The sequence below is a fragment of the Massilia sp. W12 genome, from assembly GCF_037300705.1.
In the GTDB taxonomy this organism is placed as follows: domain Bacteria; phylum Pseudomonadota; class Gammaproteobacteria; order Burkholderiales; family Burkholderiaceae_D; genus JACPVY01.
In genome coordinates this window covers 5,892,775-5,917,557 of the sequence record NZ_CP147776.1, presented here as the reverse complement: position 1 = coordinate 5,917,557, position 24,783 = coordinate 5,892,775, and the positions used below count along the sequence as shown (strand labels likewise).

Below are 24,783 nucleotides of genomic sequence, written 5' to 3'. Positions count from 1 at the left end.
GCGCCTTCTTGTATTACATTATATCGCAGAATATAATATTGAAAAGCATAATGTTGGAGAAGACGATGGAAGCCTTACGTGATATTGATGGCATGCGCACTGCGGCGGAATTGGCGTGCAGCCATTTGCGCCTGCTAAGCCACGCCGACCGCCTCATGCTCTTATGCCAGCTCAGCCAGGGCGAGCGCAGCGTGAGTGAGTTGGAATCTTTGCTGGATATCCATCAGCCCACTCTGTCGCAACAGCTGGGGGTGCTGCGCAATGAAGGTCTGGTCAGTGTGCGGCGCGATGGCAAGCGCATGATTTACGCCCTGGCTGAACCGCGCGTCTTAAAGCTGATGTCCTTGCTATATGAAATGTATTGCCCGCAACCGGCTTGCCAGCCGCCGGCGGCATGATGCTGCTTGTGCTGGGGGCGCTGGTCGGCGTGGTGCTGGGTTTGACCGGGGCTGGCGGCGGCATGTTGGGCGCGCCGGCGCTGATGTGGGCCATGCAGTGGAATCTGGCGCAAGCCGGCCCGGTCGCCCTGCTGGCGGTGGTGGCCGCCGCCAGTCTGGGCGCCTTGGATGGTTTGCGCAAACGCTTGCTGCGCTGGCGCGCCGCGCTGTTGATGGCGACTGCCGGGATTCCCGCGTCCGCACTGGGCGGCTGGCTGGCGCTGCGCAGTCCGCAAGCACTGTTGCAAGTCTTGTTTGCGCTGGCGATGCTGGCCGCTGCGCTGCGCCAATTACGCGCCGGGGCCGGGCGTAGCGAAGAAAACGAAGCCGATTTGGGACGGATTGCCCGCGTGTGCGAAAAAACCGGGCGTTTTCAGTGGAATGCGCCCACCTTTGCCCTGATCGCGGCAATTGGCGCTGTCAGCGGTTTGCTCACCGGTCTGCTGGGTGTGGGCGGCGGCTTTGTCATGGTTCCGCTGTTGCGCCGCTTTTCCAATGTGCGCATGCACGGCATTGTCGCCACCTCGCTGTCGGTGATCGCGCTGGTCGGCCTATTCAGCGTGGCCATGCACTGGCCGCACCTCAATCCGGATCAAAGCCGCGCCGCCTGGGCCTTTGTGATTGCCGCCATGGCCGGCATGCTGCTTGGGCGGCATCTGGCGGCGCGGCTGCCGGCGGCCCGGGTGCAACTGGCGTTTGCCTGCTTATTGATTGTGGTGGCGGGACAAATGTTGTGGCGCGCCTTGGCGCATATTGCCGCCTGAAGTGGCATGATGTGCGCTACACCCACTTTGCACTGTACATCATGCCTGGCAAAACATTCGATCTCTTAGTAATAGGCGGGGCTGGCATTGACACCATTGTGCCGCTGCCGGCGCTGCCGCTGGCGCTGGCCGATTCCACGCATGTCGAGCCGATTCTCGATTACGTCGCCCATACCGGCAATGGGGTTGCGCTGGGCGCGCTGGCGGCGGGCTTGCGCGTCAAATTCCTGGATTTGATCGGGGCCGATCAGGCCGGCGCCATGATACGAGCGCGCCATGCGGCTTGCGGACTGGATGCGGAATATGCGCTGGCCCCGGCTGGCACCCGGCGCAGTGTGAATCTGGTCGATAAGCAGGGCCGGCGGCAATCTTTGTATGACGGACGCGAAACGCCGGGTCAGCGTTTGCCCGATGCGCTTTTGCAAGCCGCCTTACCGCATGCGCACCATGTGCATGTGTCGATCATGGATTGGGCGCGCCACGTCTTGCCGGCAGCGCGCGCGGCCGAAGTTTTCATCAGCACCGATTTGCATGATTGGGATGGCGTGGCGCAACATCATTGGGATTTTGCCTTGCAAGCCGATGGCGTGTTTGTCAGCGGGACACGGCTGGGCGCCAATGAAGCCGCTCTGGCGGCGCAGATTTTCCAGCATGGTCAGGCGCAATGGCTGATTGTGATGGATGGCGCGCACGGCAGCCGCGCCTGGCTGCGTGAGCAAGCGCATGCGCCGCTGCGCCAAGCCGCCCTGCCGCCGCCCGGCGCGGTGATTGACAGCAATGGCGCAGGCGATTCCTATGTCGCCGCATTTATCGCGGCGCGCTTGCGCGGTCTGGCCCTGAGCGACTGCATGCGCATCGGCGCGCGCGCCGGCGCATATGCCTGCACCCGGGCGGGGACGCATGAGGCTTTCCTCAATCCATGGCTTGCCGCAGAATGAGGCAAACAAAGGGCAGAGATGGATACTTTTTTCCTGCTGGTATTTATTTTTTGGCTGGGGGCGCTGCTTAAAAAGCACCCGCCCAGCGGCCCGCTGATGTATCTCATTCCCATCGTGCTGTGCGCCTATGTGCTGTACCGCTTGTGGCGCCAGGGCTATTTTCTGGGACACGCCGGCTGGCGCATGCGGGTCATTCCAAGGCTGCAGGCCTATCACTTTCCACCGATATTGGAGGCCAAATTACGCCAGCATATTCCGCAATTAAGCCGGCAGGATTACACCCTGGCATGCCAAGCCTTGCGCATCTATCTTTTATTGCGCTATGACCAGCAGGAGCAGGACAGCAGCATCGTGCTGCCCTCGCAGGCGGTGCGCTTGCTGTGGCGTGAGTTTGTCTTGCGCACCGCCGACTATCGCGAATTTTGCCAAACCGTGATGTTCAGCCCGCTGCATTATGACTTGGAGGAAGAATTCACCCCGGTGCTGAGCGCCGCGCGGCAACGCCAGTTTCAACATTGCTGGCGTGCAGCCGCCCAGATCCGCGATTTCGGCCCCCCCATGGCGGATGGCATGCCGCTGCTGTTTGCACTCGATCAAAAAATCGGAATGGACAGCGGTTGGCGCCACAAAATGGAAAATGGCAGTTTGCGCAGCCAATTCCAGGGACAGGTATATGACAGTGTGTTCAGCGCTGATGCGCTGCCGGCTTGAATCAAGGAGCGGCTATGCTTTGGATCGTACTGGCTGCATTGGTTTTTTTTGCCTTGGCGTTTTTTCTCATGCCTTATCTGCCTGGCGCCCGCGCTTACCGGGACAGGCAGACGCGCATCAAAACCTATTTAAGGCAGGAGAGCGCGATCAAACAATGGCGCGCGCCGGCGCTGGCCAGGCAATATGTGCAAAAGCTGTGGCCGAATTGTCAGACGCCGCATCTGGACATGATGGAAAATCTCTTGCGCCAATTTTTTATGTGCAATCTGCAAGCGGAATCGGCCACGCTGGCGATACCTTCCTTTGCCTTGCAACATTTTTGGCAAGGTGTGATTTTATGCGGCAAAGCGTATGCCGAATTCACCGGACAAGCCGAACACATCGCCGACTACCGCCCGCTTGATGCGCGCGAGTACGACCCGCAAGCCATGCAGCAAAATTTATTATTGTGCTGGCAAATGGCCTGTCTGCAAGAAGGCTTGGACTGGCGCCAGCCGGCGCGCCTGCCGGCCTTGTTTGGCCTGGACCAAAAACTGGGCATCAGCAATGGCTGGCGCTATGTGTGCAGCAATGGTTATTTGCAAGTCTGGCGCGCTGAGGTCAGGGAATGGCATATCTTGCTGCCGGACAGGCCGCCGCGTTTGCGCAAAAAGGATTGAGGAGCGGCGAGTGTCAGACTTGCTTCCAGTCAAAACCGGCAATATTTCTGTGAGCGCTGCTGAATTCAATGCCGATTAAAAACACAGGCCGTCCAAGCGCCTTGTATTTTTGGGCGTAATTGCGCGCTTCGATCTGCGCCAGCGCAGAGCCGTCGGCTGTTTCTGCCACGACTTTGAATTCAAAAATACAGACACACTGCGGCAAGATCACGCTCATATCAATCCGGCCCACGCTGGTGGCGTCTTCCAGGCGCACGTCTGGAAAACCGCTGGCCATGAAGTACACGTAAAACACGCTGGCGTAATATGCCTCATATTGCGCCAGCGGCGTGTTGCTGTGCCAGTTGTAAGGAATGGCGGCGTAGATGGACTGGAACAGTTCCCGCAAGGCGGCGATATCGCCCGCGCTCAATAATTGATGCAGGCGATTGCGTTGTGCGCCGATTCTGGCGTCATCCCCCACCAGATCAGGCAGCAGGCGGTTGAACAAACCCAGTTCGACATCGCGATTCGGCAAGCGCAGGCGGTAATAATAATTGTCGCCAATCGCATATTCGTCGGCGATGGTCAGATAGCCGGTTTGGAACATCAGCGCCGGAATGGAAATCGTTTCAATATCGAAGTTGGATAACAAGTCGGCGTCAGCGTGGATTTGCTGCAAATCCGGCAACCATGGCGTGCGTTGCGCCAGTTCCTTGAGCAAAAATCCCGGGCTGCCGGTTTCATACCAGTGCGGTTTGAATTTGCGTTGCTGCAGCAGGCACAGAATCGCATACGGGTTGTACACGCGCTCGCCCAGCCAGTGATAACCGTTGTACCAGCGCTTGATTTGTTCCCGCGACAAACCCTGCAGCCAGGGGGCAAATACACGGTCAAGCTCGGCTTCGGTGTAGCCGCACAAACTGGCGTAGTCGGGGTCAAGCGTGATATCGCGCAAATTGTTTAAACCGGAAAACAGGCTGACTTTGGCAAAGCGCGAGACGCCGCTGATCAGGGCGAAACCGACTTCGGCGTCAGCCGATTTGATGACGGCATAAAAACCGCTTAACCAATCGCGTATCGCTGTGCATTGCGCCTTGTCCTGCAGGGTGTCCAGCATTGGCTTATCGTATTCATCCACCAGCACGGCCACGCGCTGGCCGAATTTGCGCCGGGTTTGCAAGATCAGTTCGCGCAAACCGGTGGCGGGGTTTTGCGGCGCCTGCCAGGACAGCCCCAGACGCTCAGCGTTTTCCCCTAATTTTTGCAGCAGCCCGGCTTGCAAACCATCCAAACCGGGCAAAAAATCGCCCATATCCAATTTCAGCACCGGGATGCGCGCGCGCCATTCCCAATCATGCTCCACCGCCAGACCTTGAAACAGGGTTTGATTGCCTTCCAATAATTCTTTACAGGTATCGAGCAAGAGGCTTTTGCCAAAGCGGCGCGGGCGCGACAGGAAAAAATACTTGCCGCTGCGGAACATACGCGCCAGCAAGGCGGTTTTGTCTGCATAGAGGTAGCCGCCTTGGCGGATTTCGGCAAAATTCTGTATGCCCAAAGGTAAGGCCGGTGTATCGCCCGGCGCTGCTTGTGCGAAGCGGTTGGCGAATGTGGCATCAATGGGGGGCTGTGCGGGCATGGCGGCTCCTGGGTTGGGGCTTAGTATACCTGGAGTGGCGCCGATGAGCAGTGTGAAGGTGGTAAAGTCACATGCATTGCAATGGGCGTCTTATTTGGCTTCGGTTTTACGCGGGCGGCGCAATAATTCTGGCGGCACGGGTTCGCTGTATGTTTCCCAATCTTCATCTTGCGCCATGGCATCCAATTCTTCAAAAAACCATTTATTGGGTAAATCAGTTGGATTTTTTGCGTGAATGGTTATGCGCCCTTTTTCGATATCGGTGCGAATGAATAGCTGCACACCTTGCGGCAAAATCTCCAGAACTTCCGCTGGCATTTGCATGATACCATTTTCAATCTTGGCATAACATTTTTTGAAATTCATTATCCAATTCTCATTAGTCGGCCCTGAACAATTCAAATTAAGGTCAACAAATGCAATCTGCGGTCAGACAAGGTTTTCCCTCAGGAAATCTGAAGCTGCAAAAAAACGCAAGGAAGGCCAAAAAAAGCCGGAGCTTTCGGAGGATCATGCGCAGATTGTGGCCGCAGCCGCATAACAAAGCATGAAAGGCATCACCATCAGCGCCTTTCAACCAATTTCTGCTCAATCTTCCGTCATTTTTCATATGTCCAATCACCGGTTCAATTGCGCTTCGCCGTCGGATATCCCGCCGAAGTCGCGCTGTGATGTTGCGCTTTAAACGTCGATGGAAGACTTTAACGCCGCTTGGCGCTGTGCCGCCGCGATAGCCCAAATCTGTAAATGCCTCTTTTGGAAGGGTATCTGTCAGGATGGCCGCTTGTTCCAATGCTTCGTATAAAGTATGGCCATCGTATGGGTTGCCGGGCATACTGCGCATCCCCACCACCAAGCCTTCTTTGTGTGTCACCGTAATCGAAACCTTCACACCGAATTCATATGGCTGCCGGGCCTTTCCTTTGGAGATGCATTCAACTTCCGGCGCATGCAGGCTATAAAGTTTATTCTTGTCATTTTTTTGTTGCGTCAGCAGGCGCTTCGCTTTGGCCAGCAAGTCGCTGGCTTTCTGCTTCACGCTCTCAGACTTGTTGGCGAGCTTGCGCTCCACATCCCGATAAACGCGCCCCACCAGCGTCTTGAGCTTCTTTAAACTGCCGCGCATGCGTTTGAACTGCTTGGCGTGAGCATAACGCGCTACTTGCCCGGCTAATTTTGGCGCCTCACGGTTATAGTTTTGCCGCAAATCCAACTTTTCCTCAATGGCAAATTTGACCAGATGCTGCCTGGCGCGCTCCAGCAATTTTGCGTCGGTTGGCCACGTAATCGCTTTTTCTTGCACTGTGCTATCAACGATCACCTTCTCAAAGCTTTTTTGTTCCACCACCTTGGCTTTTTCTGCTGCTTTGATTGTCTGCGTCAGCATCCATTCCAGACCTTTTTCTCCAATCCGTTTGCGCCAACGCGTCAGCGAACTGGGGTCAATTGGCGGGTGATGTTGAAACCAAATTTCCCCGCAAAACAATTGCCAATATGGATTCTCAACCCATCCCCACACAACATCTTCGTCAGATAACGCAAATGTGTGTTGCAGATACAAAAGGCCTGCGATCAGGCGCGTAGAAGTTGCTGGTCTGCCTCGTGATGACGGGAAATGCGTTGCCCATTCCCTCTCGAACACGCTCCAATCCATCAAATCGGCCAACTTCACCAATGGATGTTTGGGGTTGACCAACTCATCAAGCCTTTGTCGGAACATATCCGCGCTTACTGTCCCCGTCGGTTTTGGCCCCATTTGCCCCTCCGCTTTTTGCCGGAAATGAATTCTATTTTAATCATTTCTTGCAATTCTGCGGTCTCCATTCCTCAATTTTTTTCAATAAAATCAGGAGGTTGGGAATTGTTCAGGGGAGACTCATTAAAAAGAAAAGCATATCTGCTTTTTTGGATAGTTGGCATGGGTTGGGATTAACTTCCTGTTTGGAAGTAAAGAAATATCGCATTTTCAAACAGGGTAAAGGTTGGCGTGCGATAAGTGGCTCTCAAATGCAATCAATTTTTCTCCGCTTGTATATGCGAGCATGCAGCTCCTCCAATAAATTTCAAAAGTCAACTAAGCACCCTTGCTCTTCAGGCGTCTTGCGGAGGCGGCTTATCTCAGCATAAACGGCCTCCAATTTCTGGCATACCCCATCTTTGCGGAGCGTTATTCTTTTTTCTTGGCTTGGGAAAGGCGCTCAATAATTGCTTGTATGAAGATAATATCATTACCAGCATCTTCAGCTAACTCGCCATCCTGAGATAATAATTCTTTCTCGTATTTCTTGAGTGCGATGAGAGTATAGGTAATTTCTTTGTTGCTCATTTCAATGGTTTTGATAGTCATATCGTACGCCTGTAAAGTTAAATGGGTGCATGCAAATCAAGTTGGCTTTTCCTGAATGACGCCAAAGCGAGCAAAGAAATTCTTTCACAGTCCTTGTCCTGTTTACTTTAACTGGGTGTTGAAAAACTATCTTGTGCGTCCCATGTGGGGCATTTTCATCAACCTGAATTTAACTGAAATAGAGTAATTTTTTGAGGCTCTCATTTCAATATTGGTTGGAATTTTGATTTTTGTCAGCTTGAAATCAGGCTTTTTTCCCTTTTTCAACGACCTGTTAAAAATCATCGCACTTTTCAAGAAGCTCTTCAGTGAAGCAATTTTCCCGGAAAAAACATTAAAGCAATTCCTTGTATCGTTCCAAGAACTTTGCAGTTAACTTGAAATTATTCTTATTCAATCTCTCAAAGAATCCATCGACTGAAACGGGCGGCGCTTTGAATCCCATGCGTAAATCTTTGAAAATTTTAATGACTTCCACTGGCGACGCTAAAAGTAATTCATAAATGAAAGCATCAGGCGACTCTGCTTGTACGCCAAATATTTTTAAGATTTTATTCGGGAAATCGCCTAAATTCCAAGTCAGAATTTTTTGTGCGCCACAGGCGATTGCAGCGGCAACGACATGTCTGTCATCCTTGTCCGGTATGGTGACTTGCTCAATGAATTGCTCGTAATGCGAGACCAGGGCCGCTGGTGGAATTGCATTCATAAGCCTGATTGTTCGGGTCAATTTTTCTTGGGTGGTATTTTTATTGTTTTCCAAAAGATGTCCGACCCATTCTTGCGTGATTTTCTCAGTCCATTTGGCTTCATACATTCCGGCGGCAAATAATGATAAGAGTAAGTCGCGTGAAAAACTGCCATATAAAATATTGGCGTCAAGAATAACGCGCTGCTTTGTCATTATTCATTCCCTTCTTCTTTTCGCGGCCGGCGCAGTAATTCAGGTGGAACTGGTTCGCTATATGTTTCCCAATCTTCACCTGCATGGATCTGAGCCATTTCCTCAAAAAACCATTTATTTGGCAAATCTGTGGGATCTTTCGCATAAATAGTAACCGTGCCCCGCTCTGAATCGGTATACAGATACAGTTTCTTGTTTTGCGGCAAAACCTCCAAAACTTCAGCAGGAATCGTCATTGTTTGATCAATGATTTCCACATAGCATTCTTTCATTGTCATGAGATGCCTCGTAGATTTTACAGAGGAGAAACAGGAAGCGCCCCCTGCCCGCAAAGGCAGGGGGGAAAACCACATCAAATATGCAAAGCATGCCCCAAGGCGCGCAGCGCAGCTTCCTGCACTGTTTCACCCAGGGTCGGATGGGCGTGGATGGTGGAGCCGATGTCGTCCAGGGTGGCGCCCATTTCCAGCGATTGGCCGAAAGCGGTCGCCAGTTCGGAGACGCCGGCGCCGACCGCTTGCCAGCCGATGATCAAGCGGTTGTCGCGTCGCGCCACCACGCGCACAAAGCCGTCGGTGGATTCGATGCTCATCGCGCGGCCATTTGCGGCGAAGGGGAAATTGGCGGTGATGATGTCGATGCCGGCGGCTTGCGCCTCCTGCGGACTCAAACCCGCCACCACCAATTCCGGATCGGTGAAGCACACCGCCGGAATCGCTGCCGGTTGGAAATGGCGCTTCTTGCCGGAAATGATTTCCGCCACCATCTCACCTTGCGCCATGGCGCGGTGCGCCAGCATCGGTTCGCCGGTCACGTCGCCAATCGCCCATACATTGCGCATCGAGGTGCGGCACTGGTCGTCGATCTTGATGCTGCGGCCGGACATGTCCAGCATCAGACTTTCCAGACCATAACCCTGGGTGTTGGGCTTGCGTCCCACCGCCACCAGCACGCGGTCGGCGCTCAGCTCAAACTCTTTATGTTCAGCATCCAGCACGCGCACTGCCGTGCCGGCGCTGTTCATGCCTTCCACGCGGCAGCCCAGGTGCAGCTCAATGCCCAATTTCTTGAGCGAATTCGCCACCACTTTACTCAGCTCTTCGTCATACGCCGGCAAAATGCGCGGCAACGATTCCACCACCGCGACTTGCACGCCCAGCTTGCGATAGGCGATGCCCAGCTCCAGACCGATATAACCGCCGCCCACCACCACCAGCTTTTGCGGCAAAGTGGTCGGGGACAGGGCTTCGGTGGAAGAAATCACCGCGCCGCCAAACGGCATGAACGGCAGCTCAACCGGCAGCGAGCCGGTGGCCAGCAACAGGTGCTCGCAGGCGATGTCCACCACGGCGCCATCGGCTTGCGTGACGCGCACATGCTTGCCATCGACGATATGAGCCTGGCCTTTGACCACTTTCACGCCATTCTTTTTCAGCAGGGCGCCAACGCCGCCGGTCAGTTTGCCGACGATGCCGTCTTTCCAGCTGACCGCTTTGGCCAGATCGAGTTGCGGCGCGCTGTGCGAAATGCCCAGGGCTGAGCCGTGCGCATGTTGTTCCGCTTTATGGAACTCTTCCGCCACATGGATCAGGGCTTTGGATGGAATGCAGCCGATGTTCAGGCAGGTGCCGCCCAGATTGCCGCCTTCCACCAAAATGGTGTCGATGCCGAGTTGGCCGGCGCGGATGCCTGCCACATAACCGCCGGGGCCGCCGCCAATAATCAGCAGCTTGCTTGTCAGATTGCTTGTGCTCACTGTTTACTCCACGAACAGGGTTGCCGGGCATTCCAGATAGCCGCGCACGGCCTGGACGAATTCGGCAGCGTCCATGCCGTCCACCACGCGGTGGTCAAACGACGAGGACAGGTTCATCATTTTGCGCGCCACCACCATGCCATGCTTGATGACGGGACGCTCCACCATTTTGTTGACGCCGACAATCGCCACTTCCGGGTGATTGATCACCGGGGTCGAGACGATGCCGCCCAAAGCGCCCAAGCTGGTGATGGTGATGGTCGAGCCGGACAGCTCATCGCGCGTGGCTTTGCCGCTGCGGGCAGCGTCGGCCAGGCGGGTCAGCTCAGTCGCGCTGTTCCACAAATCGCGCGTTTCCGCATGCCGCACCACCGGCACCATCAGGCCGCCATCGGTTTGCGTAGCGATGCCCAAATGCACGGCGTCATAGCGGGTGTTGATATTCGCTTCGTCATCGAAGCGCGCATTCACCTGCGGGAAGCGGCGCACCGCCAGCACCACGGCGCGCATCAGGAAGGGCAGCATGGTCAGCTTGCCACGGGTTTTGCCGTGTTGATGGTTGAGCGTGGCGCGCAGATTTTCCAGCTCGGTGACATCGACTTCTTCCACATAGGTGAAATGCGGAATGCGGCGCTTGGCGTCTTGCATTTTCTGCGCAATCTTGCGGCGCAGCCCGATCACGGCTTGCGGATGTTCGTCGTTCAGCTCGCGGTAGCGGTTGTCCAGATTGCCCGCCGGCGCACCGCCGCCTTTGGCCATATACGCATCCAGATCTTCATGCAGAATACGGCCAGCCGGGCCGCTGCCCTGCACAAAACGCAGTTCCACGCCCATGTCCCAGGCGCGTTTGCGCACTGCCGGCGAGGCCAATGGCTTTTCACCAAAGGCGCGGGTTTGTCCCACGCTCGGGGCCGGGCTGGCTTTCGCCGCCGGCGCAGGCGCCGGGGCTGCAGCCGGTGCAGGCGCGGGCGCGGCTGCGACTGGGGCCGGCGCCGGGGCCGGAGCAGGGGCCGGCGCTGCTGCCGGCGCCGGTGCTGCGGCGGCGTTGGCGTCCAGATTGCCGGCGCCTTCAACTTCGATGCGGATCAATTCCGCGCCGACGCGCACGATCTGGCCGGCGGCGCCGCCCAGCGCCACCACTTTGCCGCTGACGGCGGAAGGAATTTCCACCGTGGCCTTGTCGGTCATCACATCAGCCAGGTTTTGATCTTCCTTGACCATGTCGCCGACCTGCACATTCCAGGCCACCAATTCGACTTCAACAATGCCTTCACCGATGTCCGGCACTTTGATTACATGAATACCCATCGCTTATGCCTCCATCACTTTTTTCAAGGCTTCCGCGACCCGTTTCGGGCCGGGGAAGTAGTCCCATTCCTGCGCATGCGGGTAGGGAGTGTCCCAACCCGTAACACGCATCACAGGCGCTTCCAAATGATGGAAACAATGCTCCTGCACCAGCGACACCAGTTCGGCGCCATAACCGCAGGTGCGGGTGGCTTCATGCACCACCACGCAGCGGCCGGTTTTCTTGACTGAATTCACAATCGCATCCAAGTCCAGCGGCCACAAGCTGCGCAGGTCGATGATTTCAGCGTCCACGCCGGCTTCTTTGACCGCTGCTTCCGACACCCACACCATGGTGCCGTAGGCCAGAATCGTGACTTCCTCGCCGGGACGGAAAATCGCTGCTTTATCGAGCGGCACGTTGTAATAGCCTTCCGGCACCTGGCCGCTGGCGTGTTGCGACCACGGCACCGAGGGACGGTCGTGATGGCCGTCAAACGGGCCGTTGTAGAGGCGCTTCGGCTCCAGGAAAATAACCGGGTCGTTATTTTCAATCGAGGAGATCAGCAAGCCCTTGGCGTCGTATGGATTGGATGGCATCACGGTGCGCAAGCCGCAGACGTGGGCGAACACCGCCTCCGGGCTTTGGCTGTGCGTCTGGCCGCCGTAAATGCCGCCGCCGCAAGGGGTGCGGATGGTCAGCGGAGCGGTGAAATCGCAAGCCGAGCGGTAACGCAGGCGCGCCGCTTCCGAGACGATCTGGTCATACGCGGGGTAGATGTAATCGGCGAATTGGATCTCGATCACCGGGCGCAAGCCATACGCGCCCATGCCGATGGCGGAACCGACGATGCCGGATTCAGAGATCGGCGCGTCGAATACGCGGGTCCGGCCATATTTCTTTTGCAGCCCTTCGGTGCAGCGGAATACGCCGCCGAAATAGCCCACGTCCTGACCGTAGATCACCACATTGTCATCGCGCTCCAACATCACATCCATGGCCGAACGCAGGGCCTGGATCATGGTCATCGATGTTTTATTTTGCTCGCTCATGCTTTACACCCCGAGTTCCTGACGTTGACGGCGCAGATGCTCCGGCATGGTTTCGTAAATGTCTTCAAACATTTGCGCCGGGCTGAAGACGTGGCCATTGGCCAGGCTGCCGTATTGTTCGGCTTCGCGCTGGGCGGCAATCACTTCGGCTTCCAATTCTTTGTGCACGGTTTCGTGCTCTTCTTCCGACCAGGCGCCCTGGTTGATCAGGTATTGCTTCAAGCGCGCAATCGGGTCGCCCAGCGGGAAGCGCTGCGCGTCGTCCGCCGGACGGTATTTGGAAGGATCGTCAGAAGTCGAGTGCGGGCCGGCGCGATAGGTCACCCATTCGATCAGGGTCGGGCCGAAATTGCGGCGCGCGCGTTCTGCTGCCCATTGCGAAGCGGCGTATACCGCCAGGAAATCGTTGCCGTCCACCCGCAGAGAAGCGATGCCGGCGCCGACGCCGCGCGCGGCGAAGGTGGTGCCTTCACCGCCGGCGATGGCTTGGAAGGTCGAAATCGCCCATTGATTATTCACCACGTTCAAAATCACTGGAGCGCGATAGACGTGGGCGAAGGTGAGCGCGGTGTCAAAATCGGCTTCAGCGGTGGCGCCGTCGCCAATCCAGGCCGAAGCAATTTTGGTGTCGCCCTTGATGGCCGAGGCCATGGCCCAGCCCACAGCTTGAATATATTGGGTGGCGAGATTGCCGGAAATCGAGAAAAAGCCCGATTCCTTGACCGAATACATCACGGGCAGCTGACGGCCCTTGAGCGGGTCGCGCTCATTCGAGAGCAGCTGACACATCATATCGACCATGGAAACATCGCGCGCCAGCAAAATGCTTTGCTGACGGTAGGTCGGGAAACACATATCGCCCTTCATCAGCGCCATGGATTGCGCTGTGCCAATCGCTTCTTCGCCCAGGCTTTGCATGTAGAACGACATTTTCTTTTGGCGCTGCGCAATCAGCATGCGCGCGTCGAAAATGCGGGTCTTCATCATCACGCGCATGCCGCGTTTGATGACTTCCAGCGGAATCTCGGGAACCCAGGGGCCGACCGCCTGCCCGTTCTCATCGAGAACGCGGATCAGGGAGTAGGCGATATCACGGGTATCGACCGGACTGACGTGGATGGGTGGGCGGCGGACTTCGCCGGCGGGCGAGGTGCGCAGATAGGAGAAATCGGTGGCGCATCCTGGGCGGCCTGTAGGCTCGGGGACGTGCAACCGTAGCGGTTCATACTGGCTCATGGGCTTCCTTATGCTCGATCATGTCGTGCTTATATTTGCAACGGGGTGTCCGGCTTGTAACTTTTCACCATCGCTGCAACATGGGTCTCATGCTGGTTGTGGTTATTACGGTTTGGCCGGTTAGGCCGCGCCGCGTGGTTTGTGGAAAATCACAAGCCGCAATTATGAGGCAAGCGCGGGCGGAATTGTGAAAAACCGGGGCCTGTTTTCATTCGCGCGCGCGGGCGGCGGCAGGTGGATTGGGACCGGGTGGGAGGGCGCTGAACAGATTGGCAGGTGATACGCAGCACAGCATGAATTTAATACTCTGATCGTAATTCAAAGTTTCTGCAAAGAAAATATTTATTCTCCAAAACACTTCCCGTAGAATGACTGTCATTGAATACAGATAAGTGCGAAGCAGCCAGTTTCCCCACACATACAATCCAGTCCTGCCTTTGCAAGGTGGCAGGGCGGCGTCTGCGCGCCATCTGTTTTCAATGTGATAGTTGTCAAATTGAAAAATGCAGCGATGTTTGCTGCAGGGACGCTGTCGGCCGCGCATGACAGGCCAACTCCCTTTTTTCAATTTCCTTACCCTGTTCACTTTTTGGATTGCGTTATGAAGAAAAATACGACCCCGCAATATAAATCACTGGCATTGGCGATGTTATTAGCTGGCAGTTTTGCCGCACATGCCCAGGTTTCAGGTATTTCCACCGACCTTACTGATGAAGGTGGTGGCGTGGTGATTACAGATCCAGTAGATAATCGCGACCCTTTGCCGACAAAAACTGCGCAAAAGACCGGGGCGGCAGTGCCGGGTGAATATATCGTTGTATTAAAGAAAAATAAGATGGCGCTGAATCTGCAACAGATTGCAGAGAATATGGCGCAAACCTATGGCGCACAGCTCGAATTTGTATATGGCAAAACCTTATATGGGTTCAGCGTGAAAAACATGAGTGAGGCCGGGGCTGATCAATTGGCGAATGATGCGCTGGTGGATTATGTGATTCAAAACAGCATGACCGAAGCCAGTGCGGTGCAAGATAATGCCCCCTGGAATTTGGATCGGCTTGATCAGGTTTTGCCGGATTATGATAAAAAATATGAATATGAATATACCGGGGCCGGCGTGCATGCCTATTTACTGGACAGCGGGGTGCGCCATACGCACAGCGATTTTGCCGGTCGTGTGACTTTGGATATGTCCGTGGTGACGGATGCCGCAGGTCTCTCGGATTGCAATGGACATGGCACGCATATCGCCGGCGTGCTGGGCGGGCAAATCTGGGGTGTCGCCAAGCAAGTTCGCATGCACAGTGTGAAAGTGTTGGATTGTGAGGGCAAGGGCACGGCGTCGATTTTGATTGCCGGCCTGGAGTGGGTCATGACAAATGCGCAGCGCCCCGCCGTGCTGAACATCAGCCTGACCACCCCGCCGCATAGCGCTTTGGATGCGGCGGTAGCGCGCACGGTGGATGCCGGCTTGACTGTGGTGACTGCCGCCGGCAATCGGAAATTGGTCACCAGCGCGATCGATGAAGGTTATCTTGTTTCGCCGGCGCGTGAGCCGAAAGTGATCAGCGTGGGGGCGACGGATGAAAATGATCGTATCGTCCATTCGATTGCCGCGCATTCCAGTATTGATATATGGGCGCCGGGCGTTCGGATCCGTTCCGCCAGTCATCTCAATGATACGGATTCTGTGCTCAAAGATGGCACTTCACAAGCAGCAGCGCATGTCAGCGGTTTGGTGGCGCAATATCTGGAAACCCATCCGAACGCCACCCCGCAGGAAGTGCGCAATGTTTTGGAGCAAAATGGTCGGATTGGCGCGGCCTTCTCCACCTATGATGAAGATCAACCGTTTTATCGCTTGGATTATTTGAATGGCGCCTCGCACACCGTTGCAGGTGTGAAGCGATCTGATTTTGCGCCGCTCTATCGGTTTGTTAATCGAGATAATACTTCCCGGCATTTTTATTGGACGCAAATCAGCCTGGGTTTTGAAAATATGAATGAATCGTCGGCTGTATGGTATTACGAAGGCCTGCCAGGTTTTCTGAAACGTTCGCAGGATGCGGATAATGTGCCGCTGTATCATTATCATCGCAGCGCCAGCGGGAATAATTTCTACACCACCGATTGGAATGAATTAGGCGGCGGCAATGGCGATTATGAATACCACGGCATTACCGGCTATTGCAGCCAAACGCCAGGGCCGAAAACCACGCCGTTGTATCGTTACTATCATGGGCAAAAGGAATTGCATTTCTACACCCAGGATTACAATGAACTTGGTGAAGGCCGCGATGGCTGGCATAAAGAAGGCATCGCCTGTCATATCTATCGCAACTACCGTTAATCTGTAGCCCCTTGCGCACAGCCGGATCGCACTCCGGCTGTGCGCTCAATCTTTACGGCAACACCAGGCGTAAGGAATCAGGCTGAGTACAATGAAGATGCCGATCATTCTGCCCGGCAAAATTCCCATCACCGCCAGCGCCAGGCTCAAGGGAAAACTCAGCCAAAAATAATAAATCGCCAATTTCCTGCACATGCTTCCTCCTGATTGTATATGCAATGTATGCATGCAGTTTTGACTATGGGATAGCGTCAGAGTTCACGTCCTTGGTGTGGTGCGAGCAGATTTTTTGCAAGTATCAAAATATTTCGTGATTTGTAGCAACTGCAACATGCCAGACACAGGTTGATTGCAAATCATTTTGCAACGCCGCATACTGTGGGCGTTGTTTCACGCTTTCTCTTCCCGGGGCACGCCGTTTTTCCCGTGCAGCCATTCCCAGTTTCCACCGTCTTCTCTGCATCATCCCGATTCGTGCAGTGAGCTTGATGCGATGGTTTGTGCCTGGTTTGCCCCACAAGTTTCCACACATAACAATTGATACCGGAGTTTCCTATGGCAAAGCCCTTGTTGCGCCTTTGGCGGCGCGTTCTCGCCACGCTTTCACTCACAGTTTTGTGCGCCGCAGCATCCGCTGAAAACGGCGTCAGTTCCAACACGATTGTGCTCGGGCAATCGGTAGCGCTGACCGGCCCCTTGGCCGAGTTGGGCCAGGATACGGCGAATGCGGCGCGCGCCTATTTCGATTATGTGAATGCGCGCGGCGGCGTGCATGGCCGCAAAATCGAGTTGATCAGCCTGGATGATGCTTACGACACCAATAAAGGGGTGGCGAATGTCAAAAGTCTGATCACAGAAAAGAAGGTGTTCGCCTTGTTCAATGTGATGGGCACCGGGGCCAATACGGCCATCATGCCGCTCTTGAATGAATACGAGATTCCCAGTATTGCGCCATTCTCCGGGGCCACGGCGTTGCGCAAACCCATCAACCGTCTGGTGTTCAATCTGCGCGCCGGCTATGCCGAGGAATTGGAAAAAATTGTTGATCACATCACCATGCGCGGTCTGGAACGGGTGGCGGTGGTGTATCAAAACAATGGCTTTGGCAAAGATGGTCTGGCGGGCGTCGAAGCTGCGCTGGAAAAACGCAAATTGAAGCCGACCGCCAAGGCCACGGTGGAAAACGACGCCAGCGACGCCGCCAAAGCCGCCAAGGAATTGGCGCAGAGCAAACCGCAAGCGGTGGTCATGATCACCGCCGGCAAACCTTCGGTGGAATTCATCAAAGCCTATAACCTGCTGGAAACCGGGATTCCGTATTTCACCCTGTCGGTAATGGGCACCCAGACTTCTGTGAATGCGCTCGGCAAACACGGCGTCGGGGTGGTGGTGTCGCAGGTGGTGCCGTTCCCGTTTTCGGTGGTCAGCGAAATCGTGCAGGAATACAAGCAGGTGATGGAAGAAGCCAAAATCAGCACCCGCTCCTTCATGAGCATGGAAGGTTTTTTGAACGCCAAGCTGATGGTGGAAGCGCTGCGCCGCACCGGCCGCGATCCCAGCCGCGCCAAGCTGATTACCGCGCTGGAAGGCATGAACCGGGTGGAATTCGGCGGTTTTCTGATCAATCTGTCAAAAAACCGCCGTCAGGCATCGGAATATGTTGAGCTGACAGTGATTTCCAAAGACGGTAAATTCCTGCGTTAAGCCAATCCCCGGCGCCAAGTTTTGGCGCCCCCCCTCTCCTCAGGACGCCGCCCGGGTCAAGGGCAGAAAACTGCCATCCATGCTGGCGGCGTCGCTCAACACCCGGCCATCGCGCCAAATCTGCAAGCTGAACAAACGCGGCGCCGTATCAGGATCGCCGCCGCATTGGGCGTCATGTTGTTCGCGCACATCCACCAGCCAAAACGCCGGTGCGCTTTGCACAAATAAACGCACACAGGCGGGCGGCAGCCGGCTTAAGCGGCATTCCTGAATCGCGCTTTGCGCGACTTCCTGTGCCTGGCGCGGGTTGCTGACGGGTTTGAGCGGCGGCGGGCAGGCGGCAAATACATGCGCCGCATTGAGTAAAAGCAAGCTGAGTAAGATGACGCGCATACATTCTCCGGTGATGGCGGCAAGGATGGGTAATGCGGCTTGGAACCGGCGCCAGGCTCGCGGTTCCGTGATTTTATGCATGCAAACGCAGGTTTGCGCTGCCGGGCGATCCAGTCTGCTGCCTGGCGTCAAGCGGCGGATGATGCCGGCCCGCTTTCTTCGCCTGACTGGCGCTTACGAGGCTTTGTGCTTAGGCTTATCGTCAGACCCGGCTTGCGGCTTGCTCTTGCTGCCGATCTTGCTTTCTTTACCGGCCAGCAAATTGCTGATATTCGCGCCGTGGCGATACACCAGCAGCAAGCTCATGGCGCCGACCGCAAACAGCTCTGGCGCCAGACCAAACAGCAAACCCTGATAAAACACCGCGAAAATCGCCGCCACAATCGCCGCCAGCGAGGAATAGCGGAAGGCGTAGGCCACCGCCAGCCAGGTGATCAGGGTGGCCAGACCCAGCCAGAGATTGAGCGCCAGCAACACGCCGAGCGCGGTGGCCACGCCCTTGCCGCCGACAAAGCGCGAGAACAGCGGCCACAAATGCCCCAGAAACACGGCCAGCGCCACCAGCGCCACGCCGCTCTCATCGAGCTGCAATTGCGGGCCCCATTGTTTGGCGGCGAAGACGGCAAACCAGCCTTTCAAACTGTCGCCCAACAAGGTGAGAATCGCGGCTTTTTTATTTCCGCTGCGCAAAACATTGGTCGCGCCCGGATTTTTTGAACCATAGGTGCGCGGATCGGCCAGGCCAAAACCACGGCTGACGACGACAGCGAAGGAAATAGAGCCGATCAGATAGGCGGCAAGCACAAAAAGCAAGGTGGTGATCATGGAGCAGTCCGGGAAATCTCAGTTCAAGCGATGCGCGAGTATATGCGAGGGGCAGACCGGGCGCAAGGCGGCTTATTCCTGCAAGGCGCAATCGACTTCAATCACTTGCAGCACGTCGCGCAAGACCTGCGGGGCGAGGCCGAGCAGATAGCCGCGCCGTCCGCCATTGATGTAGATTTTGTCCAGCGCAAAAATGCTGCGCTCGCAATACACCGGCATCGCCTTTCTCAAGCCGAAGGGCGAGGTGCCGCCGACCAGATAACCGCTGTGGCGGTTGGCCACTTCCGGGGTGCAGGGGGCAATGCTTTTCTTGCCGGCCTGGCGCGCCAGGTTTTTGGTCGAAACTTTGCAATCGCCATGCATCAAGACCACCAAGGGGCGCGCCGCTTCGTCTTGCATGATGAGGGTTTTCACCACGCTGTGCTCGGCTACGCCCAGCTCACGCGAAGAGACCGCCGTGCCGCCATGCTCTTCATATTCATAGGGATGCTCAGTGAACATCACGCCGGCGCGTTTCAACATTTGGGTGGCGGGCGTTTCGGAGACGTGTTTGGCCATGACGGTGCAAGTGGAACAAAAGATTCATTATAGCCGGGCTATAGACGCTATAAATCCGGCCCCCTTGCAATCAATTTCAGAAAATTGGCGTTTTTTTCACAATCGCGACAGAAATTATGCAATTTGCGGCATGTCTCTAGGCAAAGCCTGCCGCCTGCCCTAAGATGCGCAGCGCTGCAAGCGTTATCCCCTTCCCCCGAAGCGAGGGTGCTTGCGCACACCCCTGAAAAAGAAGAGGCAGCAAACTGTCCTGCATAGCCGGCCTTTGGCTGGCGTATAAGTCTGCGCCGGAGTGGTGCGTGATGCGCACGCTCCGGCTTTATTTCCGGAATTGGTAAAGATGCGCTCTGTTGCCGCAGGCCGCTTCATATCCAATGATTATGTGAGACGATAATGAAAAAAATGATCCGCCCTACTCTCTTGGCTCTCAGTCTGTGCAGCGCGCTGCTGCCGGCGCAAAATCTGTATGCGCATGCATTGGATCACGCGGAATTTTCCGCCAGTTTGCAAGCCCCATTCCGCGCATTAAATCCGGCTGGCAATCAAGCCCGTCAATTCACCCTGCATTTTGAATATCCGCATGCGGATACCGCACAAGCTGCAGTATGGCGTGTGCAATTGCTGGATAAAAAACAAAATGTGATACAAACCTGGTATGGCGCAGATGCTTTGCCGGTCAATAAAAAATTGCGCAAAAATATTCAATGGCAGGGCCGCAATGCCAAAAACGCGCTGCCGGACGGTATTTACACGGTGCAAATGGAGGCGGTGGCGATTGATATGCAACGCTCGATCCCGCAAACCGACGCCGCACAATTATTCGCCGCCCTGCAAAAGAAAAGCGGTCTGGATTGGATTCAACAAAGCTGGCCGATGCAAGTCGGCATGGTCACGCCGCAGCGCATGCCGCTGTTCCAGCCGCTGGCCGGCAAGCGTGGCGCGCAGCGTCTGGCCCCGGCCACGGCTGGCCTGCCTTACAGCGTGTACTACGGCAATCTGCACAGCCAGACCAATCACAGCGACGGCGGCGGGGAAAACGCTTCCTGCAGCCATGCGGTGGCCCCGCAACGCGGCGCTTATGGCCCGACCGACGCCTATGCTTTTGCGCACAAACATGGCCTGGATTTTCTGCTGACTTCGGAGCATAACCATTTATTTGACGGCTCGGCCAACAGCGCCAATGCAAATGCTGATGCGGCGGTGGCGCGTGCGCGTTATCAATCCGGTTTGAAAAGCGCGGCGGATTACAATGCCAAAAATAAAGATTTCCTCGGTTTATATGGCATGGAATGGGGTGTGATTTCAAATGGCGGCCATTTGAATATCATGGGCGCGCAGGAATTATTGGGCTGGGAATACAATAACAGCCAGCAATTGATTGGCGACACCTTTATTGCGCGCAATGATTACGCGGCGCTCTACACATTAATGAAGCAAAAGAATTGGATCGGCCAATTCAATCACCCGGAAAAAAGCGGACAATTTCTGGTGAACGGCAAAGCGCTGGGCTATCACGCTGATGGCGATCAGGTGATGGTGCTGTGCGAAGTGATGAATTCTTCGGCGTTTTCCAATGTCACCGATGAATCCGACGGCGATTTATCTTCTTTTGAATCGGCCTGTAATAAATTGCTGGAAAATGGCTATCACATCGCCTTCTCCAGCAATCAGGATAATCATTGCGCCAACTGGGGCGCCTCGGCGCCAAACCGCACCGGCGTCTTGCTGCCTGCCGGCAGCACGCTGAATCAGGAAAACTTCCTGGCGGCCTTGAAGGCGCGCCGCGTCTTCGCCACCATGGATAAGAATGCGCAAATCGTGCTGCAGGCAAATGGCCGCATGATGGGCGAACGTTTCACCAATCGCGGCCCCTTGAATTTCACGGTCAGCCACGCCAACAGCAATGGCAAACAAGTCGCCAGCGTGCAAATTATTGAAGGCGTGCCGGGCGTCGCCGGCAGCACGGCGCTGCTGGGCGAAGGCGCGCAGCAAAGCATCACGCCCAAGGCCGGTGCGCATTTTTATTACGCCAAACTGACCCAGGATGATGGCAAGATCATGTGGTCGGCGCCGATCTGGGTCACGCAGGAAGGCGATGGCGGCGGCGACACCCAGGCGCCTAACGTCAGCGCCGCCGTGTCCGGCTCCAGCGGCACGCTGCAATTCAGCGCCAAGGCGAGCGACAATGTCGGCGTGAGCAAGCTGGAATTTTATGTCGATGGCGCCTTGCAAGGCACGCTCACGCAAGAGCCGTTCACGCTGGCGTTTGACAGCACTAAGCTGAGCAATGGCGCGCACAGCCTGCAAGCCAGAGCTTGCGACGCCGCCGCGAATTGCGCCATGTCCGCTGCTGTCAGCTTCACGGTCAGCAATGTGCAAAAAGACAGCACCCCGCCGCAAGTCAGCGCCAAGGTCAGCGGCAGCAGCGGTATGCTGCAACTGAGCGCGAACGCGAGCGACAATGTGGGCGTGGTCAAGGTGGAGTTTGCGGTGGATGGCGTGAGCCGTGGCAGCCTCAGCAGCGCGCCCTGGCAATTGGCGCTGGACTCGACCACGCTGGCGAATGGCGCGCACAAGCTGCAAGCCACGGCGTTTGACGCGGCCGGCAACAAGGCCAGCGCGGCGGCTGATTTTACGGTCAACAACTCCGGCCAGACGCAGGAATTGCTGGTGAATGGCGATTTTGAGAAAAAGACCAGCGGCTGGAAAACCACCAGCGGCGTGATCAATAACGACGCCAACGAAGCCGCCCACGGCGGACAGTACAAAGCCTGGTTGAACGGCTATGGCGAAGCACATACTGACAGCCTGGCGCAAAGCGTGAGTCTGCCGGCCAGCTTGAGCAGCGCGCAACTGAGCTTCTGGCTGAAAATCAGCACCGAAGAAACCGTCACCACGCTGAAAAAAGACACCCTCACCCTGACCGTGCGCAACAGCAGCGGCAAGGTGTTGGCGACGCTTGGCGCCTGGTCGAATCTGGACAAGAGCAGCTACAAGAAATTGAGCTACGACTTGAGCCAATGGAAAGGCCAATCTGTGCAAATTCATTTTGAAGGGGTGGAAAACAGCAGCAAACAAACCTCCTTCCTGATCGATGACGCCAGTCTGACCGTCAAGTAATCCGCCTCCCCGGCCAGGGCCGTGCGCCCTGGCTGTCCCTTGCGGCAGGTGACAATGCGCAAACAACAGCGCTATCATGTCAACACCTCCACTCCAGCCGCCCGCCATGACTGTTTTGCGCATTCTGTTGTCGGCCTCTGCCCGCCTGTTTCTGGCGCTGGCCCTGCTTTCCGGCTGCCAAAAATTTGAAGATGAAGAACACGAACGCAACACCCTGATCGGCCTGTTTGCGCATGAGCGCTATGCGGCGCTGGAAACAGCGCTGGATGAAACAAATCAGCAATACGGGCAAAAAACAATCAGTGCGGAACTGTGGCAAAAACGCTGGTATGCGATTGCGAATGTGAATCTGGGCGGGGCCACGCGCCGCTTTAATGAATGGGTGACGCAAACCAACAGCGGCTATGCGTATTTATTGCGCGGCATGTATTTTCAGGTGGAAGCCTGGCGCCGCAATGATGAGGAAGGGGTGGATGAAGCGCGCCGCCAGGCCGAATTTATGCGCTTGATGGATTTGGCGGCGGCGGATCTGCAGGCGGCGCAAAAGGCGATTGATCCTTGCGCACTGTGCCTGGCTGAGCAAATCAACCTCAACCGCGCGCTGGGCAAGCCGGCGGAACAAAGCCGCGCCCTGTTTGAAAAAGCGATTGCGCTTGATCCGCAATTGCCGGCCACGGTGTTTGCTTATTTCGCCACGCTTTACCCGCCCGAAGGCGGCTCGTTTCAACTCATGCGCGACTTCATCAATCAGATGCAAGCGCGCAAACTGGCCCCCGAATTACTCGCCGGCCTGGAGTCGCGTTACTGTCACCAGGAAGCCCAGGCGGCCAAGGAAAAACAGGATTTCGACAGCCGTCTGGCCTGGCTGCAAAAAGGCATGACTGACAAACCCTATGACGGCCTGGCGCGCGAATTGGCGTCTGTGTATATGGATCGCGAGGAGCCTTTACGCGCGATTGAAGTGTTGAATCTGAATCTGGAAAAAAACAATCCCTGGGATCTGGCCAGCATCGATATTTTGCTGCGCGCCTATTTCAAGGCCGGGCAGCGCGATAAGGGTGATGAAATGCTGAAAAAGCGCACCGAGATTTTGCTGCGCTATTCGAGTTACCGTTAAGCTGCAGCGGGGCAAAGACCGGGCCGGATTCTTTCGCGCACTATGGCAGAATAGGCGGTTTGCAGATCCCATTCATGATGAAGATGTTTTTCCGCCGCTTTGTGCGCACCTGCGCCAGCCTGCTTGTACTTATCCCCCCGCTTCTGAGCATAGAGGCGTGCGCCGCTGACGCCGCCCCGGCCCCGCTGTATCAACTTGAGGATACTGAGGTGCTGAATCTGCCGCGCCAGCTGCAGGGGCGCAGTTATCAGGTTTTCGTCTCCCTGCCTGCCGCGTATGCGCAGAGCAAGCAAAAGTATCCGGTGTTATTTGTGGCGGACGCCAATTACGCCTTCCCCGTCACGCGCGCGCTGTCGCGCCGGCTGTCTGATCATGGCCGCAAATTACAGGATTTCATCCTGGTCGGCCTCTCTTATGCGCAAGGCGATACGCCGACCCAGAGCCGCAACCGCGATTACACCCCGGCCCAGGTGAAATCGGACAACAAACACTACAGCCAGGGCGTGTACGGGCAAAGTGCGGCCTATCGCCAGTATCTGGCGCAGGAAATTCTGCCTTTTGTACTCTCACGCTACCGGATTGATCCCAAGCGCAAGGTGTTTGCCGGTCATTCCTATGGCGCTGTGCTGGGGGTGGATGCGCTGTTGCACACGCCGGAATTATTCGATGTCTGGCTCTTGGGCAGCCCATCGCTGTGGTTCAATAATAAAATGCTGTTTGACACCGAAAAAAACTATGCCGCCAAAAACCAGGATATGAAGACCGAGGTGTATTGGTATGCCGGAGCGCTGGAAGCGGTAAAAAAAGGCGATCCCCGTTATTCCCAGGACGATGATATCGTGGCCGATGTGCAAGCCATGCACGCGCGGCTGGCGGCGCGCAAGTATCCCGGCCTGCGGCAGCATATTGCGATCATTCCGGACGAAGATCATTTGAGCGTGAATCCGGTCTGGCTCACGCGCGCTTTACGCAGCGTGTTTGCGCCGCAAGCACAAAAATGAAA

At 56.0% G+C, this 24,783-nt stretch carries 24 protein-coding genes; 10 read left to right on the top strand and 14 right to left on the bottom strand.

The genetic code is table 11. The features are described from left to right. The first annotated feature begins 65 nt into the window (after positions 1-65). From V8J88_RS24410 to V8J88_RS24390, 5 genes are read left to right on the top strand one after another with little or no spacing between them, the layout of a single operon-like run. A complete protein-coding gene (locus tag V8J88_RS24410) occupies positions 66-398 on the top strand; it encodes a metalloregulator ArsR/SmtB family transcription factor (RefSeq protein WP_338846896.1) in 333 nt (110 codons plus the stop codon). Beyond that, complete coding sequence (locus tag V8J88_RS24405; RefSeq protein WP_338849967.1) at positions 395-1,201, top strand: sulfite exporter TauE/SafE family protein; 807 nt, start codon at positions 395-397, stop codon at positions 1,199-1,201. The genes V8J88_RS24410 and V8J88_RS24405 overlap by 4 nt, the downstream gene beginning before the upstream one ends. A gap of 41 nt (positions 1,202-1,242) precedes the next feature. Next, positions 1,243-2,139: a PfkB family carbohydrate kinase gene (locus V8J88_RS24400; protein WP_338846895.1), complete on the top strand. Its 897-nt coding sequence runs from the start codon at positions 1,243-1,245 to the stop codon at positions 2,137-2,139. Between the two features lie 18 nt (positions 2,140-2,157). Beyond that, on the top strand, positions 2,158-2,850 hold the full coding sequence (locus V8J88_RS24395) for a hypothetical protein (RefSeq protein ID WP_338846894.1): 693 nt from the start codon (positions 2,158-2,160) through the stop codon (positions 2,848-2,850). Positions 2,851-2,864: 14 nt separating this feature from the next. Next, the gene (locus tag V8J88_RS24390) at positions 2,865-3,509 is read left to right on the top strand and encodes a hypothetical protein (RefSeq protein ID WP_338846893.1); all 645 of its coding nucleotides are present in this window, start codon (positions 2,865-2,867) and stop codon (positions 3,507-3,509) included. 13 nt (positions 3,510-3,522) lie between these two features. Here V8J88_RS24390 and V8J88_RS24385 read toward each other — a convergent pair whose 3' ends face one another. The 10 genes from V8J88_RS24385 to V8J88_RS24340 all read right to left on the bottom strand — a co-directional run bounded on the left by V8J88_RS24385 (position 3,523) and on the right by V8J88_RS24340 (position 13,713). After that, positions 3,523-5,130 carry an AAA family ATPase gene (locus V8J88_RS24385; RefSeq protein WP_338846892.1) on the bottom strand — a complete coding sequence of 536 codons (1,608 nt, stop codon included), beginning with the start codon at positions 5,128-5,130 and terminating at the stop codon, positions 3,523-3,525. Positions 5,131-5,220: 90 nt separating this feature from the next. Next, a complete protein-coding gene (locus V8J88_RS24380) occupies positions 5,221-5,496 on the bottom strand; it encodes a hypothetical protein (RefSeq protein WP_338846891.1) in 276 nt (91 codons plus the stop codon). 43 nt (positions 5,497-5,539) lie between these two features. Then, positions 5,540-6,886 carry an IS5 family transposase gene (locus tag V8J88_RS24375; protein ID WP_338846890.1) on the bottom strand — a complete coding sequence of 449 codons (1,347 nt, stop codon included), beginning with the start codon at positions 6,884-6,886 and terminating at the stop codon, positions 5,540-5,542. 411 nt (positions 6,887-7,297) lie between these two features. Further along, positions 7,298-7,477, bottom strand: a complete 180-nt coding sequence (locus V8J88_RS24370; protein WP_338846889.1) for a hypothetical protein — start codon at positions 7,475-7,477, stop codon at positions 7,298-7,300. A gap of 334 nt (positions 7,478-7,811) precedes the next feature. Beyond that, positions 7,812-8,381 carry a PIN domain-containing protein gene (locus V8J88_RS24365; RefSeq protein ID WP_338846888.1) on the bottom strand — a complete coding sequence of 190 codons (570 nt, stop codon included), beginning with the start codon at positions 8,379-8,381 and terminating at the stop codon, positions 7,812-7,814. Beyond that, positions 8,381-8,659, bottom strand: a complete 279-nt coding sequence (locus V8J88_RS24360) for a hypothetical protein (RefSeq protein WP_338846887.1) — start codon at positions 8,657-8,659, stop codon at positions 8,381-8,383. Before V8J88_RS24360 ends, V8J88_RS24365 begins: the two co-directional genes overlap by 1 nt. A gap of 74 nt (positions 8,660-8,733) precedes the next feature. After that, on the bottom strand, positions 8,734-10,137 hold the full coding sequence (gene lpdA / locus V8J88_RS24355) for a dihydrolipoyl dehydrogenase (RefSeq protein WP_338846886.1): 1,404 nt from the start codon (positions 10,135-10,137) through the stop codon (positions 8,734-8,736). A gap of 3 nt (positions 10,138-10,140) precedes the next feature. Further along, positions 10,141-11,445, bottom strand: coding sequence for a dihydrolipoamide acetyltransferase family protein (locus tag V8J88_RS24350; protein ID WP_338846885.1), 1,305 nt, complete (start codon positions 11,443-11,445; stop codon positions 10,141-10,143). Between the two features lie 3 nt (positions 11,446-11,448). Further along, positions 11,449-12,477 carry an alpha-ketoacid dehydrogenase subunit beta gene (locus V8J88_RS24345; protein ID WP_338846884.1) on the bottom strand — a complete coding sequence of 343 codons (1,029 nt, stop codon included), beginning with the start codon at positions 12,475-12,477 and terminating at the stop codon, positions 11,449-11,451. Between the two features lie 3 nt (positions 12,478-12,480). Next, positions 12,481-13,713, bottom strand: coding sequence for a 3-methyl-2-oxobutanoate dehydrogenase (2-methylpropanoyl-transferring) subunit alpha (locus tag V8J88_RS24340; RefSeq protein WP_338846883.1), 1,233 nt, complete (start codon positions 13,711-13,713; stop codon positions 12,481-12,483). Positions 13,714-14,314: 601 nt separating this feature from the next. On the opposite strand from V8J88_RS24340, the gene V8J88_RS24335 reads away from it, so the two are divergent. Beyond that, the gene (locus tag V8J88_RS24335) at positions 14,315-16,063 is read left to right on the top strand and encodes a S8 family serine peptidase (protein WP_338846882.1); all 1,749 of its coding nucleotides are present in this window, start codon (positions 14,315-14,317) and stop codon (positions 16,061-16,063) included. 45 nt (positions 16,064-16,108) lie between these two features. Here V8J88_RS24335 and V8J88_RS24330 read toward each other — a convergent pair whose 3' ends face one another. After that, on the bottom strand, positions 16,109-16,258 hold the full coding sequence (locus V8J88_RS24330) for a hypothetical protein (protein ID WP_338846881.1): 150 nt from the start codon (positions 16,256-16,258) through the stop codon (positions 16,109-16,111). Between the two features lie 360 nt (positions 16,259-16,618). Here V8J88_RS24330 and V8J88_RS24325 point away from each other — a divergent pair, with 360 nt between their 5' ends. Beyond that, positions 16,619-17,767, top strand: coding sequence for an ABC transporter substrate-binding protein (locus tag V8J88_RS24325; RefSeq protein WP_338846880.1), 1,149 nt, complete (start codon positions 16,619-16,621; stop codon positions 17,765-17,767). A 39-nt stretch (positions 17,768-17,806) separates the two neighbouring features. On the opposite strand, the gene V8J88_RS24320 is transcribed toward V8J88_RS24325, so the two are convergent. The 3 genes from V8J88_RS24320 to V8J88_RS24310 form a co-directional block, all read right to left on the bottom strand. Further along, positions 17,807-18,160: a hypothetical protein gene (locus tag V8J88_RS24320; protein ID WP_338846879.1), complete on the bottom strand. Its 354-nt coding sequence runs from the start codon at positions 18,158-18,160 to the stop codon at positions 17,807-17,809. A 174-nt stretch (positions 18,161-18,334) separates the two neighbouring features. Continuing rightward, complete coding sequence (gene plsY, locus V8J88_RS24315) at positions 18,335-18,982, bottom strand: glycerol-3-phosphate 1-O-acyltransferase PlsY (RefSeq protein WP_338849965.1); 648 nt, start codon at positions 18,980-18,982, stop codon at positions 18,335-18,337. 75 nt (positions 18,983-19,057) lie between these two features. Beyond that, positions 19,058-19,543, bottom strand: coding sequence for an aminoacyl-tRNA deacylase (locus tag V8J88_RS24310; protein WP_338846878.1), 486 nt, complete (start codon positions 19,541-19,543; stop codon positions 19,058-19,060). 393 nt (positions 19,544-19,936) lie between these two features. Between V8J88_RS24310 and V8J88_RS24305 the strand changes: the two genes are divergently transcribed. The 3 genes from V8J88_RS24305 to V8J88_RS24295 all read left to right on the top strand — a co-directional run bounded on the left by V8J88_RS24305 (position 19,937) and on the right by V8J88_RS24295 (position 24,781). Beyond that, entirely contained in the window at positions 19,937-22,663 is a 2,727-nt protein-coding gene (locus tag V8J88_RS24305; RefSeq protein WP_338846877.1) for an Ig-like domain-containing protein, read from the top strand. A 106-nt stretch (positions 22,664-22,769) separates the two neighbouring features. After that, positions 22,770-23,780, top strand: a complete 1,011-nt coding sequence (locus V8J88_RS24300; RefSeq protein ID WP_338846876.1) for a hypothetical protein — start codon at positions 22,770-22,772, stop codon at positions 23,778-23,780. Between the two features lie 74 nt (positions 23,781-23,854). Continuing rightward, positions 23,855-24,781 (top strand): alpha/beta hydrolase-fold protein, encoded by a 927-nt coding sequence (locus V8J88_RS24295; protein ID WP_338846875.1) that lies wholly within the window; start codon positions 23,855-23,857, stop codon positions 24,779-24,781. Positions 24,782-24,783 lie beyond the last annotated feature (2 nt).

Coding starts and splice junctions, on each gene's coding strand:
- V8J88_RS24410 (WP_338846896.1), top strand. CDS start 66: ATGGAAGCCTTACGTGATATTGATGGCATGCGCACTGCGGCGGAATTG.
- V8J88_RS24405 (WP_338849967.1), top strand. CDS start 395: ATGATGCTGCTTGTGCTGGGGGCGCTGGTCGGCGTGGTGCTGGGTTTG.
- V8J88_RS24400 (WP_338846895.1), top strand. CDS start 1,243: ATGCCTGGCAAAACATTCGATCTCTTAGTAATAGGCGGGGCTGGCATT.
- V8J88_RS24395 (WP_338846894.1), top strand. CDS start 2,158: ATGGATACTTTTTTCCTGCTGGTATTTATTTTTTGGCTGGGGGCGCTG.
- V8J88_RS24390 (WP_338846893.1), top strand. CDS start 2,865: ATGCTTTGGATCGTACTGGCTGCATTGGTTTTTTTTGCCTTGGCGTTT.
- V8J88_RS24385 (WP_338846892.1), bottom strand. CDS start 5,130: ATGCCCGCACAGCCCCCCATTGATGCCACATTCGCCAACCGCTTCGCA.
- V8J88_RS24380 (WP_338846891.1), bottom strand. CDS start 5,496: ATGAATTTCAAAAAATGTTATGCCAAGATTGAAAATGGTATCATGCAA.
- V8J88_RS24375 (WP_338846890.1), bottom strand. CDS start 6,886: ATGGGGCCAAAACCGACGGGGACAGTAAGCGCGGATATGTTCCGACAA.
- V8J88_RS24370 (WP_338846889.1), bottom strand. CDS start 7,477: ATGACTATCAAAACCATTGAAATGAGCAACAAAGAAATTACCTATACT.
- V8J88_RS24365 (WP_338846888.1), bottom strand. CDS start 8,381: ATGACAAAGCAGCGCGTTATTCTTGACGCCAATATTTTATATGGCAGT.
- V8J88_RS24360 (WP_338846887.1), bottom strand. CDS start 8,659: ATGACAATGAAAGAATGCTATGTGGAAATCATTGATCAAACAATGACG.
- V8J88_RS24350 (WP_338846885.1), bottom strand. CDS start 11,445: ATGGGTATTCATGTAATCAAAGTGCCGGACATCGGTGAAGGCATTGTT.
- V8J88_RS24345 (WP_338846884.1), bottom strand. CDS start 12,477: ATGAGCGAGCAAAATAAAACATCGATGACCATGATCCAGGCCCTGCGT.
- V8J88_RS24340 (WP_338846883.1), bottom strand. CDS start 13,713: ATGAGCCAGTATGAACCGCTACGGTTGCACGTCCCCGAGCCTACAGGC.
- V8J88_RS24335 (WP_338846882.1), top strand. CDS start 14,315: ATGAAGAAAAATACGACCCCGCAATATAAATCACTGGCATTGGCGATG.
- V8J88_RS24330 (WP_338846881.1), bottom strand. CDS start 16,258: ATGTGCAGGAAATTGGCGATTTATTATTTTTGGCTGAGTTTTCCCTTG.
- V8J88_RS24325 (WP_338846880.1), top strand. CDS start 16,619: ATGGCAAAGCCCTTGTTGCGCCTTTGGCGGCGCGTTCTCGCCACGCTT.
- V8J88_RS24320 (WP_338846879.1), bottom strand. CDS start 18,160: ATGCGCGTCATCTTACTCAGCTTGCTTTTACTCAATGCGGCGCATGTA.
- V8J88_RS24310 (WP_338846878.1), bottom strand. CDS start 19,543: ATGGCCAAACACGTCTCCGAAACGCCCGCCACCCAAATGTTGAAACGC.
- V8J88_RS24305 (WP_338846877.1), top strand. CDS start 19,937: ATGAAAAAAATGATCCGCCCTACTCTCTTGGCTCTCAGTCTGTGCAGC.
- V8J88_RS24300 (WP_338846876.1), top strand. CDS start 22,770: ATGACTGTTTTGCGCATTCTGTTGTCGGCCTCTGCCCGCCTGTTTCTG.
- V8J88_RS24295 (WP_338846875.1), top strand. CDS start 23,855: ATGATGAAGATGTTTTTCCGCCGCTTTGTGCGCACCTGCGCCAGCCTG.